The following is a 14,709-nucleotide window of genomic DNA, read 5'->3' as shown; positions in this document are numbered from 1 at the left end:
CTTCGCGCTCATTCCGCCGCGGCTTTGAAATTGTTGCGGGCAAGCGCCGAGCATTCGGCCATGACCGCGGAGGCGCGCGCTATCGGGTTCGTCAAATAGAAGTCTTTGACCGGAGACGCAAACCCGGAATTCGCCATCGTCCCGCCTTTTTTCGCAAGGGCGGAGAGATCGGCGATATCGCCGGCTGCAATCTCGTCGATCGCGGCAAAATGCGGATGCGCCGCATAGAGTTTAGCGCGCAGCTGAACCAGCGAATCGAAGGGCAGCTTCTTGCCGAGCACGTCGGAAAGCGCACGCAGGATCGCCCAGTCCTCACGGGCATCGCCCGGTGCGAAGCCGGCGCGGTTGCCCATCTGGACGCGGCCTTCGGTATTGACCCAGGTGCCCGACTTCTCGGTATAGGTCGCGCCCGGCAGGATGACGTCGGCGACATGCGCCGCGTTGTCGCCGTGCGAACCGATATAGACCGTGAAGGCGGTCTTCTTGGAGAAGTCCATCTCGTCTGCGCCGAGCAGGAAGAGCACGTCCGTGCCAGTAAGCATGTCGGCCGCCGTCTTGCCGCCCTCACCCGGCACGAAGCCGAGATCGAGGCCGCCGACACGCGAGGCTGCGGTGTGCAGAACGGCAAGGCCGTTCCAGTCCGCCTTCACCGCGCCGACCTTTTCCGCAAGCGCGGAGACGGCCGAGAGAACGGCAAGGCCATCGGCGCGCGACAGCGCGCCCTGGCCGACGATGATCATCGGACGCTCGGCCTTCTTCAGCTTGGCGGCGAACTTGACCGAACCGTCGATGAGGCCGGAAAGCGTGTCCGTGCCGGCGCCGAGATATTCGTAGCCGTAGCGCAGGTCGCTCTCCTCGCCGATCACGCCGACCGGGAAGTTGTCCATGCGCCAGCGCTTGCGGATGCGGGCGTTGAGCACGGCCGCCTCGAGGCGCGGGTTGGAGCCGACGATCAGCAGCGCGTCGGCCTGCTCGATGCCTTCGATGGTCGGGTTGAAGATGTAGCTGGCGCGGCCGAGCGACGGGTCGAGCACCGAGCCGTCCTGGCGGCAGTCGACATTCGTCGAGCCGAGTGCGGTCATCAGTTCGCGCAGCGCATAGATTTCCTCGACGGAGGCGAGGTCACCGGCGATGGCGCCGATGCGGTCGCCCGCCTTGCCGGCGACGGCGGACTTGATGGCGCCAAAGGCTTCCGCCCAGCTTGCCGGCTGGAGACGGCCATCCTTGCGGACATAGGGGCGGTCGAGGCGCTGAGTCTTCAGGCCATCCCAGATGTAGCGGGTCTTGTCGGAGATCCACTCTTCGTTGATCTCTTCGTTGACGCGCGGCAGGATGCGCATGACCTCACGGCCGCGCGTATCGACGCGAATGGCCGAGCCGACGGCGTCCATGACGTCGACGGATTCGGTCTTGTTCAGCTCCCACGGACGGGCCGTGAAGGCGAAGGGCTTGGAGGTGAGCGCACCGACCGGGCAGAGGTCGACCACGTTGCCCTGAAGTTCGGAGGTCATCGCCTGTTCGAGATAGGTGGTGATCTCGGCGTCCTCACCGCGGCCGATGAGGCCGAGTTCGCTGATGCCGGCCACTTCCGTCGTGAAGCGGACGCAGCGCGTGCAGTGGATGCAGCGCGTCATGACCGTCTTGACGAGCGGGCCGATATACTTGTCCTCGACCGCGCGCTTGTTCTCAGCATAGCGCGAACTGTCGATGCCGAAGGCCATCGCCTGGTCCTGCAGGTCGCATTCGCCGCCCTGGTCGCAGATCGGGCAATCCAGCGGGTGGTTGATCAGCAGGAATTCCATCACGCCTTCGCGCGCCTTCTTGACCATCGGCGTGGTCGTGAAGACTTCCGGCGGCTCGCCGTTCGGGCCGGGACGCAGGTCGCGCACGCCCATGGCGCAGGAGGCCGCCGGCTTCGGCGGGCCGCCCTTCACCTCGACGAGGCACATGCGGCAGTTGCCGGCAACCGACAGCCGCTCGTGGAAACAGAAGCGCGGAACTTCGGCACCCGCCTCCTCGCACGCCTGAAGCAGCGTGAAGTGATCCGGGACTTCAATTTCTTTTCCGTCGACTATCAGCTTTGCCATATCTCAATCCCGCTTCTGACGCGGGGAACCCCCGCCCTGCCAGCGCCATTCTCCAGCTTCCGTTCCGGGCCTTCGCCCTTCCCTTCGGCCTTTGTTCCATCTGCCGGTTCCGGCGGGTTCTAGCCCCTGCCCTTCGCCAGCGTCCTTGCCTGCTCCACCCAGCCGTCGCGGGCGATACGCCCGTCGAGGCCGAGTTCGGCTTCGATCCTTGCCGCATCCGCGTCCGAAAGGGCCGCGATGTCGGTGTAGCGCCGGAAGCCCATGCCGTTCAGCACCTGCTCCAGCTTAGGCCCGATGCCCGAAATCGCCTTCAGGTCATCGGCTTTCCCGGCTTTCGCCGCCGGCGCCTTGCGCGCCGGCCTTGCTTCTACCGTCTTCGGCGTCGCGCTCTTTTCACGCGCCACCTTCGTCTCCGGTTCCCTCGCCGGCATTTCGGCCTTCGGAACCACCCGCAGGTCCGGCTTCGCCTTCACCGGCGCTGCCGTTTCCCTTGAGGCGTCGGCCTTGGCGGCGAGTTCCGCCGCCTCGTCCAGCATCACCTTCGTCCGCTCCGCCGCGCTCTGCATCACGCCCAGCATCGCCCCGGCCATCTGCCCCGCAAGGCCGAAACCGATCGCAGTCGTGGCGGCCATCGCCGCCATCGGATGCGCCATCAGCGGATGCAGCGGCACGTCCGGCATTTCCTTCAGCCACGGCGCCAGACCGAACGGGTCGTCGCCGGCAGCTTCAGCCGGAGGGACGTGGGTCGCATTCGCATCCTGTCCAACCGGCTTCTTCATCGCCTTACTCCGCGGCTTCCAGCACCGCGCCATGCGCCATGGCATTGGCGGTGTACTGGTCGATTCGCGCCTCGATCTCGGGGCGGAAGTTGCGGATGAGGCCCTGGATCGGCCAGGCCGCAGCGTCGCCGAGCGCGCAGATCGTGTGGCCCTCGATCTGCTTCGTCACGTCGAAGAGCATGTCGATTTCGCGCTTCTGCGCATTGCCGCGCACCATGCGCTCCATGACGCGCATCATCCAGCCCGTGCCTTCGCGGCAGGGCGTGCACTGGCCGCAGCTCTCGTGCTTGAAGAAGGCCGAGATGCGCCAGATCGCCTTGATGATGTCGGTCGAGCGATCCATGACGATCATGCCGCCGGTGCCGAAGGAGGACTTCACCTCGCGCAGGCCGTCGAAGTCGAGCGTGACGTTCATCATGTCCTCGGCCTTGACGACCGGGCACGATGCGCCGCCGGGGATGACGGCGAGAAGATTGTCCCAGCCGCCGCGAATGCCGCCGCCGTGCTTCTCGACCATCTCCTTGAAGGAGATGCCCATGCTTTCCTCGACCGTGCACGGCTTGTTGACGTGGCCGGACATCATGAACAGCTTGGTGCCGACATTGTTCGGGCGGCCGAAGCTGGAGAACCAGCTTGCGCCGCGGCGCAGGATCGTCGGCGTGACGGCGATGGATTCGACGTTGTTGACGGTCGTCGGGCAGCCATAGAGGCCCATATTGGCCGGGAACGGCGGCTTCAGGCGCGGCTGGCCCTTCTTGCCTTCGAGGCTTTCGAGCAGCGCGGTCTCTTCACCGCAGATATAGGCGCCGGCGCCGTGGTGAACGTAGATGTCGATATCGTAGCCGAGCTTGTTGTTCTTGCCGAGCAGACCGGCATCGTAGCACTCGTCGATGGCAGCCTGGAGCGCCTCACGCTCGCGGATGAACTCGCCGCGCACGTAGATATAGGCCGCATGCGCGCCCATGGCGAAGGAGGCGATGACGCAGCCCTCGATCAGCGTATGCGGATCGTGGCGCAGGATATCGCGGTCCTTGCAGGTGCCGGGCTCGGATTCGTCGGCATTGACGACGAGGTAATGCGGACGGCCGTCGGATTCCTTCGGCATGAAGGACCACTTGAGGCCGGTCGGGAAGCCGGCGCCGCCACGGCCGCGCAGGCCCGAGGCCTTGACCTCGTTGATGATCCAGTCGCGGCCCTTTTCGAGAAGCTGCTTGGTGCCGTCCCAATGGCCGCGGGACATGGCGCCCTTCAGCGACTTGTCCTTGGTGCCGTAGATATTGGTGAAGATGCGATCCTGGTCCTTAAGCATGTTTCACCCCTTTACCGCGGCTTCTTGCCGAAGACGCGGATGTATTCCGCTTCACCGCCCTTGGCGAGCGCCTTGGCCTGCTTGACCCAGTCGTCGCGCTCGATGCGGCCCTTGAAATTCAGATAGCCGTCGACCCACTCGCGCTCCGCCTTCTTCCATCCCGCGACTTGCGCGAAGGTGAAGATGCCGAGCTCGTGCAGCGTGCCCTCGATCTTCGGGCCGACGCCGGAGATGAGCTTGAGGTCGTCGAGCGTTGCCGGACGTTCGATGCCGGCCGGGCGGTTCTTGTCTTCCAGCGAAGGCTTGCCGACAGCGGCCGCGACCGGCTGCTTGGTTGCGGCATCGCCACCTTCGGCGCGCGTGTCGCCCTTCGCCTTGGTGTTGGCGGCAGCGTCCGCCTTGGCGGTCGCCGGCGTCTTCAGCTTCGGATCGGTCTCTTCCGCATCCGTCTTGGCTCGGGCGGCGTTCGACGGGGGAACGCTGACGCTGTCCTCGTCGGCCTTCTTGGCGCGCGTCGCGGTCTTCTTCGCTGCCGGCTCCGGCTCGTTCAGGCTGGTGAGCCCACCGGCCGGCGCGGAATAGATGCGGTCGATCTGCGTGCCCGGCGTGACGTCAGCGCCCTTGCCGGCGTCGAAGCGGTCAATGATGTGCTCAAGCTGCGTCGGCGTCAGGTCTTCATAGCTGTCCTTGAAGATCATGATCATCGGCGCATTGACGCAAGCACCCTGACACTCGACCTCTTCCCAGGAAAGCGTGCCGCTCTCGTTGAGGTGGAAGGGTTCCGGGTGGATGCGATTCTTGCAGACCTTGATCAGGTCTTCCGCGCCGCGCAGCATGCAGGGCGTCGTGCCGCAGACCTGCACATGGGCGCGCGTGCCGACCGGCAGAAGCTGGAACTGCGTATAGAAGGTGGCGACTTCCAGCACGCGGATATAGGCCATGTCGAGCATGTCGGCGACGGATTCGATGGCCGCCTTCGTGACCCAGCCGTCCTGCTCCTGCGCGCGCATCAGCAGAGGAATGACCGCCGATTGCTGGCGGCCCTTCGGGTACTTGTTGATCGTGGCCTTGGCCCAGGCCGCATTCTCCTTGGAGAAGGCGAAGCTGGCGGGCTGGACATTGTCATCGGCTAGTCGACGAACGGACATTCTGTAACGCCTTGTCTCAGTTAATCTGCCGGCGCCGCGTTCCCGCCTTGTAAGCGGAAGCGCGACCGTGGGCCGGCGTGTCGTTCTGAAGGAATACGAAAGCACAGCCTGCGGACGCACCACCCCGGGCACCGGCCTCAGCGAAGGCGGCGGCGGTCGGGATCGCGGCGGTCACGGCAAGGGCTGCGTTCGGCATCAGCGGTCAACCTCGCCGAACACGATGTCGAGGGAACCCAGGATCGCCGAGACGTCGGCGAGCTGGTGGCCGCGACAGATGAAGTCCATGGCCTGCAGGTGGGCATAGCCCGGGGCGCGAATCTTGCAGCGGTAGGGCTTGTTGGTGCCGTCGGCGACGACATAGACGCCGAACTCGCCCTTCGGCGCTTCCACGGCCGCGTACACTTCACCGGCCGGCACATGGTAGCCTTCCGTGTAGAGCTTGAAGTGGTGGATCAGCGCTTCCATCGAACGTTTCATCTGGCCGCGCTTCGGCGGAACCATCTTGCCGTCGATGGAGGAGACCGGGCCGACCTTGGCGTCGCCGAGCAGGCGATCGACGCACTGGCGCATGATCTTCGCCGATTCACGCATTTCGATCATGCGGATGACATAACGGTCGTAGCAGTCGCCGTTCTTGCCGATCGGAATGTCGAAGTCGAGGTCGGAATAGCATTCGTAGGGCTGCGAGCGACGCAGGTCCCACGCCGCGCCCGAACCGCGCACCATCACGCCCGAGAAGCCCCAGGCCCAGCAATCTTCCAGCTTCACGACGCCGATATCGACGTTGCGCTGCTTGAAGATGCGGTTGCCGGTCAGCAGTTCGTCGATATCGTCGACGGTCTTGAGGAACGGGTCGATCCACTTGCCGATGTCTTCCACCAGCTCGTGCGGCAGGTCCTGGTGGACGCCGCCCGGACGGATATAGGCCGAGTGCATGCGCGCGCCGCAGGCGCGCTCGTAGAACACCATCAGCTTCTCGCGCTCCTCGAAGCCCCAGAGCGGCGGCGTCAGCGCGCCGACGTCCATGGCCTGGGTCGTCACGTTGAGGAGGTGCGAGAGGATACGGCCGATCTCGGAATAAAGCACACGGATGAGCTGGCCGCGGATCGGAACCTCGGTGCCCGTCAGTTTCTCGACGGCGAGCGCGAAGGCATGCTCCTGGTTCATCGGCGCCACGTAGTCGAGGCGGTCGAAATAGGGCACGGCCTGAAGGTAGGTCTTCGTCTCGATCAGCTTCTCGGTGCCGCGATGCAGCAAACCGATATGCGGGTCGACGCGCTCGACGATTTCGCCGTCGAGTTCGAGGACAAGACGCAGAACCCCGTGCGCCGCAGGATGCTGCGGGCCGAAGTTGATATTGAAATTACGAACGTTGTGCTCGTTCATGCCGCTTGCTCCAGAAGCCGCCGCCCGTTCGGGCCGCCGACCCAAAATCAGTTCGTCTTCGCCTTCTCGTCGCCCGGCAGCACATAATCCGTGCCTTCCCAGGGAGAGAGGAAGTCGAAGTTGCGGAATTCCTGCTTCAGTTCGACAGGCTCGTACACGACACGCTTGACCTCGTCGTCATAACGCACCTCCACGAAACCGGTCGTCGGAAAGTCCTTGCGCAGCGGATGCCCCTCGAAACCGTAGTCGGTGAGGATGCGGCGCAGGTCCGGATGGCCGGTGAAGAGGATGCCGTACATGTCGTAGGCTTCGCGTTCGAACCAGTCCGCGCCCGGATAGACCGCACAGGCAGACGGAACCGGCTGATCCTCGCCGGTCGCGACCTTGACGCGGATGCGCAGGTTCTGGCGCGGCGACAGGAGGTGGTAGACCACGTCGAAGCGCTCGGCGCGCGCCGGCCAGTCCACGCCGCAGATGTCGACGAGGTTGACGAAGCCGCACTGCACGTCATCGCGCAGGAAGGTCAGAAGCGCGATGACGCGCGCGCCATCCGTCTTCAGGGTGAGTTCGCCAAAGGCGATATCGGCGGAGGCGACGAGACCGCCGGCCGCTTCGCCGATGTAGGAGGAAAGCTCCTGGAGGGCTTCGCTCATGTCTAAAGTCCCCTGCCCTTAACGCTCGATCGTACCGGTCCGGCGGATCTTCTTCTGCAGCAGCAGCACGCCGTAAAGGAGCGCTTCCGCCGTGGGAGGACAGCCTGGTACATAGATGTCGACCGGCACCACGCGGTCACAGCCGCGCACCACCGAATAGGAATAGTGATAGTAGCCACCGCCATTGGCGCAGGAGCCCATCGAAATGACGTAGCGCGGCTCCGGCATCTGGTCGTAGACCTTGCGGAGCGCGGGCGCCATCTTGTTGGTCAGCGTGCCGGCGACGATCATGACGTCCGACTGGCGCGGCGAGGCGCGCGGCGCAAAGCCGAAGCGCTCGACGTCGTAACGCGGCATCGAAAGCTGCATCATTTCCACGGCGCAGCAGGCAAGACCGAAGGTCATCCACATCAGCGAGCCGGTACGTGCCCAGGTGATCAGCTCATCCGTGGAGGTGACCAGAAAACCCTTGTCGGCGAGTTCGTTGTTGATCTCGCCGAAGAAAGCGTCGTTGCTGCCGACGGGCTTGCCGGTGTTGGGATCGATGATCCCCTTGGCCGCAGGCGCAACGAGCGTGTTGTTCGTATGAGCTACTCCCATTCGAGCGCCCCCTTCTTCCATTCGTAGATAAAGCCGATGGTCAGGACACCGAGGAAGACCATCATCGACCAGAAGCCGAACCAGCCCAGCTCACCGAAGGAAACAGCCCAGGGGAAGAGGAAGGCGACTTCCAGGTCGAAGATGATGAAGAGGATCGACACCAGGTAGAAGCGGATATCGAATTTCATGCGCGCATCGTCGAACGCATTGAAGCCGCACTCGTAAGCGGAAAGCTTTTCCGAATCGGGGGCCTTGTATGCCACGGCAAACGGCGCGACCAGCAGTGCAATGCCGATCACGAGCGCGATACCGATGAAGATGGCGATCGGGATATAGGAACCGAGAAGTTCAGTCATTGGCGTCCATCCTGCCTGCTCGTGGCGCCGGAGAGACGCCTGTTGGTCGAAGACCTGCAAGCCGATAAAGTATGTTGCAACGGGATGTCGTTAGCGCAGCGAGCGTCCCCGCGCAAGGCTTTGTCCGGCTTTCGCCGCAATCATTGTGTTCTTTTCCCGACCCGCTGGAAAGGCTGGCGGCAAAGCCATTTAAATCGTTACGATTTCATGAAGGCAACGTGCGGGACGTTTCGCCGCAGCGTAGGACCGGCGCATACCCATCCCCATCCCCCACAAGACTTCCAGCTCCCGCCAAACACCCGGCGCCACCGGCCGGCACAAAGCGAGTCTCTCGCCAGCCACCAGACGGAAGACAACGAGAATCATCCGCCAAAACGCTTCCAGCAGAAGATGAGAAAACAGCGATAACGTACTGAGAGAAGGAAGAAATGGCGCGAGTGACGGGGCTCGAACCCGCGACCTCCGGCGTGACAGGCCGGCACTCTAACCGACTGAGCTACACCCGCGCATCTTCTTGACCTTGCGGTCCCGAATGTTCGTCCGGCCTTTCGAGTGGCGCGAGTGACGGGGCTCGAACCCGCGACCTCCGGCGTGACAGGCCGGCACTCTAACCGACTGAGCTACACCCGCATTCTCGAAAGCGTCCGGATGGCGAAGCACCCGTCCCGAGCGGCCTGAGCCGTTCGATGAGCGGCTAACTACGGGGTTCGTGTTTGGGTGTCAAGCAGGTTTCAAGACAAAAGAATGACGCGGGCCGAAATGTTTCCACACCCTTGTCCATCTTCATGGGGCCATTCAAAAAAATGCAAAAAACTTTGCGATTGCCTCTTGCGGTTCGATCCGGTTCCGCATAGATCACAGCCACCAACGCGGCGGGCGATTAGCTCAGTTGGTAGAGCGCCTCGTTTACACCGAGGATGTCGGGAGTTCGAGTCTCTCATCGCCCACCACTTTTTTCCAAAGCAGTTCCAAAACCTTAGCGTTTCCCGTGGTTTCCGTCAATGCGGACTGCTATGGGAATGTGCTACGGGAATGTCTGGTAGACAGCGACTGATGCGGGGACTCTTCAAGCGTAAAAGCTCTGATATTTGGCAGGGACGATTCCGAATCCCTGAGGAACTTTGGCGTCAACGCGGCCGCCTCCTCGCCCTTGGCGTCCGCGACCTGGGGAGAAGTCAGGAATTCGCCAAGTCCACAGGCCACGCGGATCGCGACGAAGCAGCGGTAAGTTACCGCCGCATGTTGACCTTGTGGGACGAGAGGCTCGCATCCTGGACTACGCTCTTGAGGGACGGCCCCCAGGCGCTTTCCCCTAAGCAGCAAATGGCCCTCGCGGCAGACCACGCCAAGGCGTTCCTCTCGGCCCACGAGGATGATCCATTCTCTACCCCCTCCCCGCGAAACCTTCCAGAATCAATTCCTGGGAACGATGCCGCTTGGTCTGAGATGACGCGGAGTATGCAGTCCTCCCAACGCGCTGCCTTTGCAAAGGACCTCCAGGTCCTTCTGCGGACAAAGGATGGTGAGCGGCGCTCATCACTCGCCTTCCGGCTGCTTGAGAAATATCCAGGCATGAGGGCGGTCCTCGCACCCGCCTTGGCGGCAACGCTGGAAGCTATCCACGGAGCGGACACGGACGCGGCGCTCGCCTCTAAGGGGCTCGATGTCGATTCCGAGACACGGCGGCTGGTAAACCTGGAGATGGCCCGCCTTATGGGTGCGGCCGAACGCGGTCTGGAAGCAATGCGCGGCGGGATATACGACGATGTGAGGGAGCTTAAGGCCGCGCCTGCATTCGTTGCTACGCCAAAGACACGCGGTAGCTCGGAAAAGGTAGACACCAAATTCACCTTCACGGGCATTGTGGATGCGGAGAAAGCACGGAGGGCGCTCGGGAAGGACGCCAAGCCTTTCCCCGAAGCGACGGTGCGCAAGTACTCCAAGCATGGCGAAGAGTTTGCCGACTGGCGTAGGTCCCAGGGTCTATCCAAGCCCGCCTCCACGGACGCGCGGACGGTTACGCGGGATGAGGCAGAGCGGTGGCGAACCGCAATGCAGACCAAGGGAGACCTCAGCAACCGCACCATCAACGGCAAGGTGGCGGGCATTTCCACAATCATAAGGTGGGGGCGTCGCCTGCTACGTGATGACTTCCACCCGAATGGAAACCCGCTCGAAGGGCTCGAAAAGCTCGACTTTGTGATGCTCGACAGTGACGCCCGCACGTACCGCATTGACGAGGCTGTGACGGTGCTCAAAGCCGCCTCCAAGGAGACAGAGCACCGGAGGCGGTGGTTGCCATGGATATGTGCCTACACGGGCATGCGTATCGAAGAGGCTGGCCAATTGACGGCGGAGGACTTCTTCCAGGTGGACGGGCGGTGGTTCTTCCGGGTGTCTACATCCGGAAGACGGAGCTTGAAGACGGCCTCTAGTCAGCGGCGCATTCCCGTCCATCCGTCCCTTGAGCTTGAGGGTTTCATGAAGTTCGTTCAGCGTGTCGGGAAGGGTCCTCTCTTCGAGAGTCAGCGCATCCAGCCGCTCATGTCGGAATGGGTTCGCGACAAGGTGGGCATCAAGAGGACGGAGTTGTCTCCGAACCACGGATGGCGTCACTTCTTTGAAGACCTTTGCGCTCTGGCCGGCATGCCCGATTCGGCGCGAGAGTACATAACCGGACGAGCTTCCGGGAAATCGCGTGATCTGTACGGGAAGAGTGAGTTAATGTTGCCGGGACTTGCCGCTGCAATGGACAAGGTGCCGGACATATTGCACCTCAAGAAGATAGGAGGCGATAGGGATGGAATACCAAACAGTCCACGTTCGGCCTGAAAGCTGGAGTAATGATCGCCTCCATTTCTACAAATATATGTCGGCGTCTACAGCGAAGATCGTACTTGAAAGCCGTACACTTAGATGGTCCGCACCGTCCCTCTTCAATGATCCATTTGATGTTCAGTTCGACATGAAGATTACGGCCAACCAAGAGACAGTCAAATCTCTGGCATTGGAGCGCCTTTGGGACGTCTATGAAGGAAGGCGCGACCCCGATCCGCAGAATCCTTTGGGAGCACTTTTCAAGCTCCTTCGCACTAGCGTCACAATGAGCAAGGATGAATTGTTCAATAAATTCGGGCCAGCGTTTGAAGAAGGCTTTTCACGGATGCTTCGGGTCCTCCCCGAGGTCAACAAAGATGCCGCAAAGATATTGGAAGACCTTAAAATACTTTGCATGACTGTGCGGCTCGATAACAGTCTGATGTGGACTCACTATGCGGACTCCCACAGGGGTGTTGTCCTTCGGTTTCGCTCTATCCCGGCCTTTGATAGTCCGTATGGCGCTGCACAGCCGATCAATTATGTAGACGAGGTGCCGCCGCTTGTGAGCGAAGAGCAAATCGCAGACATCTTTGCAGGCGTAGGAACTCTCGATAAGGCCGGGATAATGGATAGAGCCGTCTACACTAAATCGAAAACATGGGCCTATGAGGAGGAGTGGCGTCTGAATAGCGGCGGCGGGAGGCGCCCTGGTGAAATGTACGAAGACGTTCCATTTGGGCGTAACGAGCTAGACGGCCTCATTTTTGGTCTCCGAACTTCTTCGTACGCATCCGAGGTGGGCCGCCTTGTAGGAATTGCCGGATCTGGCACTGACTGTCCTTATTGACGTCAAAAAGGACAGTGCGGCTATGGATCGAGTTGAGATTGTCGACACGGGTCGGCGTCGTCGATTTAGCAAAGAGATGAAGCTCCAGATTGTCGCCGAGAGCTATTCGGAACCTGGCTTGTGTGCGACGACGGCGCGGCGACATGGAATATCGCGTTCTCAGTTATATGAATGGCGCCGGCTCGCACGAGTGTGGCAACTGGATGTTGGGTCTCCTGTCGGTGGCTTTGTCCCGGCGCTACTTGTGCCAGAGGTAGAGCCAGCAGCAGGGTCATTGCCGAACGCCAGCCGGATGGAGGTTGTCAGCGCGAATGGTCGCCGTGTGATTGTGGACCGCGATGTCGACGTTGAAGCGCTGCTCCGGATCCTGCGCGGACTGGAGGCGCTGCGGTGAATCCGTTTCCGATGGGAACAGGGGTCAAGGTCTGGCTTTCGACGGGGTATACGGACATGCGCTGTGGCTTTCCCTCCCTGGCGCTTCGGGTGCAGGAGGTGCTGAAGCATGATCCGTTGTCAGGGCATCTCTTCGTCTTCAGGGGGCGCAGATCGGATATATTGAAGATCATCTGGCATGATGGTCTGGGCGCCTGCCTTTTTACGCGGCGCCTGGAGAAGGGCCGGTTTATCTGGCCGAATATGGAGGGCGGCGCGGTAGCGATCTCACCGGCGCAATTATCTTATTTGTTGTCCGGGATCGACTGGCGCAATCCGCAGGAAACCTGGCGTCCGACACGGGTCGGATAGCATTATTGCATTGAAAATATTGAGTGAATCTGATCGAATGGCTTCATGACTTCGAAGCCTGTGGATCTTCCTGCGGACCTTGCGAACGCCTATCTGGCGCTGCTTTCCGAGCGCGAGATGTTACAGGCTGAACGCGACGTCGTTGTCGCCGAGCGCGATACCGTCGTCGCCGAGCGGGACATGGCAGTGGCGCAAGCCGCCAATGCGCAGGCCATGCTGTCGGACAGTGAGGCCTTGATTGCCAGTCTGGAACTGGCGATCGAAAAGCTGAAGCGGGAACTGCGCGGCCGGCGATCCGAGCGCACGGCGCGCCTGATCGACCAGATGGAATTGCAGCTCGAAGAACTGGTGATGGCGGCGACGGAAGATGAAGCCGCAGCGCAGGCGGCTGCCGCCAAGACCTCGAGCGTGCGGTCGTTCACGCGCAAACGGCCGGTCCGAAAGCCGTGGCCGGAGGATATCGAGCGTGAGCGCGTGGTGATCGATCCCCCAGTCACCTGTGCATGCTGCGGCGGGTCGCGCCTGTCGAAACTGGGCGAGGACGTCACTGAGACGCTCGAGGAGGTTCCGCGCCGGTTCAAAGTGATCGAGACGGTGCGGGAGAAATTTACCTGCCGAGACTGCGAGGCGATCAGCCAGCCGCCGGCGCCGTTCCATGCCACGCCACGCGGCTTCATCGGTCCTCATCTGCTGGCGACGATCCTCTTTGACAAGTTTGGTATGCATAGCCCCCTCAACCGCCAGAGCACCCGGTTCAAATGTGAGGGCATCGAGCTTTCGACCTCGACGCTGGCCGACCAGGTCGGGTATGGCACAGCCGCGCTCCTGCCGATCTTTGATCTGATCGAGGCGCATGTCTTCGCGGCCGAGCGCCTTTTTGGCGACGACACCACCATTCCCATCCAGGCCAAAGACAAATGCACGACCGGGCGAATATGGACGTACGTGTGCGATGATCGACCCTACGGCGGCGCGGCAGCGCCGGCGGCCATATACTATGCGTCGAGCGACCGCCGCGGCGAGCACCCGCAGAAGCACCTGGCCGAGTATGGCGGTATTCTGCAGAGTGATTGTTACAATGGCTTCGAGCCGCTCAGTGTCGCCGAAAAGAAAGCGGTACCGATCACCTTCGCCTTTTGTCATGCGCACGCGCGGCGCAAATTCTTTGAACTGGCCGACATCCAGAAAAGTGCCCGTAACCGCAAACGCAAAGGAAAGCCGATCTCGCCGATCGCATTGGAGGCCGTCCAACGCTACGACGCGCTGTTCGAGATCGAGCGCCAGATCAATGGATTGAGCGCCGAAGAACGACTGGCCGCGCGGCAGGAAAAGAGCAAGCCGCTGTTCGATGACATGCACGAGTGGCTGAAACGGGAGCGCGCCACGCTCAGCAAATCGTCCGAGGTGATCGAGCCGATCGATTACATGCTGAAGCGCTGGGATGGGTTTGCCCGTTTCCTGGAAGATGGCCGGATTTGTCTCACGAACAATGCCGCCGAGCGCGCGCTGAGAGGAATTGCGCTCGGGCGCCGCAACTGGACCTTCGCCGGTTCCCAGCGTGGGGCCGATCGAGCCGCCATCATGCTCTCCGTGATCACGACTTGCCGTCTCAACGACGTCGACCCAAAAGCGTGGCTCGCCGATGTGTTCGCTCGCATCGCCGATCTTCCCGTCTCCCGCCTGCACGAACTGCTGCCTTGGCAATGGAAGACACACAAAGGGACGGCTATTGCGGCGGCCGCGTAAACAGCTCCCGGAACAACGCTTCCGAACGCTCCAAGCCTTCATCGGTCAGGATCAATGACTTCGACTTGTTGACAGGGTCGCCGATCAAGCCCTTCTTGTGAAGCCGATCCGTCGTTGCCCAGTCGAAGCCCTTCCAGGCACAACGCTCGTTATGCAGCGTCAGCCATAACAGCGCCAAGACGGCATCGTCGATCTTGTCCTCATCGATCTCCATGAACCGACGTTACCACGCGC

The 14,709-nt window shown here is 61.9% G+C and carries 15 protein-coding genes and 3 tRNA genes; 7 read left to right on the top strand and 11 right to left on the bottom strand.

Going from position 1 to position 14,709, the window contains the following annotated elements:
• Nucleotides 1–8: 8 nt before the first annotated feature.
• From nuoG to MOE34_RS06695, 8 genes are all read right to left on the bottom strand, one after another.
• A complete protein-coding gene (gene nuoG, locus MOE34_RS06730; RefSeq protein WP_242222135.1) occupies nt 9–2,087 on the bottom strand; it encodes an NADH-quinone oxidoreductase subunit NuoG in 2,079 nt (692 codons plus the stop codon).
• A 119-nt stretch (nt 2,088–2,206) separates the two neighbouring features.
• Nucleotides 2,207–2,866: an NADH:ubiquinone oxidoreductase gene (locus MOE34_RS06725; protein ID WP_242222133.1), complete on the bottom strand. Its 660-nt coding sequence runs from the start codon at nt 2,864–2,866 to the stop codon at nt 2,207–2,209.
• Between the two features lie 4 nt (nt 2,867–2,870).
• Nucleotides 2,871–4,175, bottom strand: coding sequence for an NADH-quinone oxidoreductase subunit NuoF (gene nuoF, locus MOE34_RS06720; protein ID WP_242222097.1), 1,305 nt, complete (start codon nt 4,173–4,175; stop codon nt 2,871–2,873).
• 11 nt (nt 4,176–4,186) lie between these two features.
• Nucleotides 4,187–5,323 carry an NADH-quinone oxidoreductase subunit E gene (locus MOE34_RS06715; protein ID WP_242222095.1) on the bottom strand — a complete coding sequence of 379 codons (1,137 nt, stop codon included), beginning with the start codon at nt 5,321–5,323 and terminating at the stop codon, nt 4,187–4,189.
• A gap of 195 nt (nt 5,324–5,518) precedes the next feature.
• A complete protein-coding gene (locus MOE34_RS06710; protein WP_160784761.1) occupies nt 5,519–6,709 on the bottom strand; it encodes an NADH-quinone oxidoreductase subunit D in 1,191 nt (396 codons plus the stop codon).
• 47 nt (nt 6,710–6,756) lie between these two features.
• Nucleotides 6,757–7,362: an NADH-quinone oxidoreductase subunit C gene (locus tag MOE34_RS06705; RefSeq protein WP_242222092.1), complete on the bottom strand. Its 606-nt coding sequence runs from the start codon at nt 7,360–7,362 to the stop codon at nt 6,757–6,759.
• Nucleotides 7,363–7,380: 18 nt separating this feature from the next.
• On the bottom strand, nt 7,381–7,962 hold the full coding sequence (locus tag MOE34_RS06700) for a NuoB/complex I 20 kDa subunit family protein (RefSeq protein ID WP_242222090.1): 582 nt from the start codon (nt 7,960–7,962) through the stop codon (nt 7,381–7,383).
• A complete protein-coding gene (locus MOE34_RS06695) occupies nt 7,953–8,318 on the bottom strand; it encodes an NADH-quinone oxidoreductase subunit A (RefSeq protein ID WP_160784764.1) in 366 nt (121 codons plus the stop codon). Before MOE34_RS06695 ends, MOE34_RS06700 begins: the two co-directional genes overlap by 10 nt.
• Nucleotides 8,319–8,360: 42 nt before the next feature.
• Here MOE34_RS06695 and MOE34_RS06690 point away from each other — a divergent pair, with 42 nt between their 5' ends.
• The gene (locus MOE34_RS06690) at nt 8,361–8,726 is read left to right on the top strand and encodes a hypothetical protein (protein WP_242222089.1); all 366 of its coding nucleotides are present in this window, start codon (nt 8,361–8,363) and stop codon (nt 8,724–8,726) included.
• 21 nt (nt 8,727–8,747) lie between these two features.
• On the opposite strand, the gene MOE34_RS06685 is transcribed toward MOE34_RS06690, so the two are convergent.
• Both MOE34_RS06685 and MOE34_RS06680 read right to left on the bottom strand, forming a co-directional pair.
• Nucleotides 8,748–8,824 (bottom strand) — tRNA-Asp (locus MOE34_RS06685).
• 47 nt (nt 8,825–8,871) lie between these two features.
• Nucleotides 8,872–8,948, bottom strand: a tRNA-Asp gene (locus tag MOE34_RS06680).
• Between the two features lie 244 nt (nt 8,949–9,192).
• Here MOE34_RS06680 and MOE34_RS06675 point away from each other — a divergent pair.
• The 6 genes from MOE34_RS06675 (at nt 9,193) to tnpC (ending at nt 14,475) form a co-directional block, all read left to right on the top strand.
• A tRNA-Val gene (locus tag MOE34_RS06675) sits at nt 9,193–9,268 on the top strand.
• Nucleotides 9,269–9,371: 103 nt separating this feature from the next.
• On the top strand, nt 9,372–11,150 hold the full coding sequence (locus MOE34_RS06670) for a hypothetical protein (protein ID WP_242222087.1): 1,779 nt from the start codon (nt 9,372–9,374) through the stop codon (nt 11,148–11,150).
• Nucleotides 11,119–11,985 carry a DUF2971 domain-containing protein gene (locus MOE34_RS06665; RefSeq protein ID WP_242222085.1) on the top strand — a complete coding sequence of 289 codons (867 nt, stop codon included), beginning with the start codon at nt 11,119–11,121 and terminating at the stop codon, nt 11,983–11,985. The genes MOE34_RS06670 and MOE34_RS06665 overlap by 32 nt, the downstream gene beginning before the upstream one ends.
• Before the next feature lie 22 nt (nt 11,986–12,007).
• Nucleotides 12,008–12,379, top strand: a complete 372-nt coding sequence (gene tnpA, locus MOE34_RS06660; RefSeq protein WP_242220772.1) for an IS66-like element accessory protein TnpA — start codon at nt 12,008–12,010, stop codon at nt 12,377–12,379.
• A complete protein-coding gene (gene tnpB / locus MOE34_RS06655; RefSeq protein ID WP_037436657.1) occupies nt 12,376–12,729 on the top strand; it encodes an IS66 family insertion sequence element accessory protein TnpB in 354 nt (117 codons plus the stop codon). Before tnpA ends, tnpB begins: the two co-directional genes overlap by 4 nt.
• 45 nt (nt 12,730–12,774) lie before the next feature.
• Nucleotides 12,775–14,475, top strand: a complete 1,701-nt coding sequence (gene tnpC, locus MOE34_RS06650; protein WP_242218822.1) for an IS66 family transposase — start codon at nt 12,775–12,777, stop codon at nt 14,473–14,475.
• Here tnpC and MOE34_RS06645 read toward each other — a convergent pair.
• Entirely contained in the window at nt 14,456–14,689 is a 234-nt protein-coding gene (locus tag MOE34_RS06645) for a DUF6429 family protein (RefSeq protein WP_108523402.1), read from the bottom strand. The genes tnpC and MOE34_RS06645 overlap by 20 nt on opposite strands.
• Nucleotides 14,690–14,709: the final 20 nt, after the last annotated feature.

The organism is Shinella zoogloeoides, from assembly GCF_022682305.1.
In the GTDB taxonomy this organism is placed as follows: domain Bacteria; phylum Pseudomonadota; class Alphaproteobacteria; order Rhizobiales; family Rhizobiaceae; genus Shinella; species Shinella zoogloeoides_B.
Note: the sequence above shows the minus strand (reverse complement) of the source record. Positions and strands in the feature narration are given on the sequence as shown.

What these genes read in the sequence shown, in the direction of transcription:
- nuoG (WP_242222135.1), bottom strand. Translation starts at nt 2,087, where the DNA reads ATGGCAAAGCTGATAGTCGACGGAAAAGAAATTGAAGTCCCGGATCAC.
- MOE34_RS06710 (WP_160784761.1), bottom strand. Translation starts at nt 6,709, where the DNA reads ATGAACGAGCACAACGTTCGTAATTTCAATATCAACTTCGGCCCGCAG.
- MOE34_RS06700 (WP_242222090.1), bottom strand. Translation starts at nt 7,962, where the DNA reads ATGGGAGTAGCTCATACGAACAACACGCTCGTTGCGCCTGCGGCCAAG.
- tnpC (WP_242218822.1), top strand. Translation starts at nt 12,775, where the DNA reads ATGACTTCGAAGCCTGTGGATCTTCCTGCGGACCTTGCGAACGCCTAT.
- MOE34_RS06645 (WP_108523402.1), bottom strand. Translation starts at nt 14,689, where the DNA reads ATGGAGATCGATGAGGACAAGATCGACGATGCCGTCTTGGCGCTGTTA.
- MOE34_RS06670 (WP_242222087.1), top strand. Translation starts at nt 9,372, where the DNA reads ATGCGGGGACTCTTCAAGCGTAAAAGCTCTGATATTTGGCAGGGACGA.
- MOE34_RS06715 (WP_242222095.1), bottom strand. Translation starts at nt 5,323, where the DNA reads ATGTCCGTTCGTCGACTAGCCGATGACAATGTCCAGCCCGCCAGCTTC.
- tnpA (WP_242220772.1), top strand. Translation starts at nt 12,008, where the DNA reads ATGGATCGAGTTGAGATTGTCGACACGGGTCGGCGTCGTCGATTTAGC.
- MOE34_RS06665 (WP_242222085.1), top strand. Translation starts at nt 11,119, where the DNA reads ATGGAATACCAAACAGTCCACGTTCGGCCTGAAAGCTGGAGTAATGAT.
- MOE34_RS06705 (WP_242222092.1), bottom strand. Translation starts at nt 7,362, where the DNA reads ATGAGCGAAGCCCTCCAGGAGCTTTCCTCCTACATCGGCGAAGCGGCC.
- MOE34_RS06695 (WP_160784764.1), bottom strand. Translation starts at nt 8,318, where the DNA reads ATGACTGAACTTCTCGGTTCCTATATCCCGATCGCCATCTTCATCGGT.
- MOE34_RS06725 (WP_242222133.1), bottom strand. Translation starts at nt 2,866, where the DNA reads ATGAAGAAGCCGGTTGGACAGGATGCGAATGCGACCCACGTCCCTCCG.
- nuoF (WP_242222097.1), bottom strand. Translation starts at nt 4,175, where the DNA reads ATGCTTAAGGACCAGGATCGCATCTTCACCAATATCTACGGCACCAAG.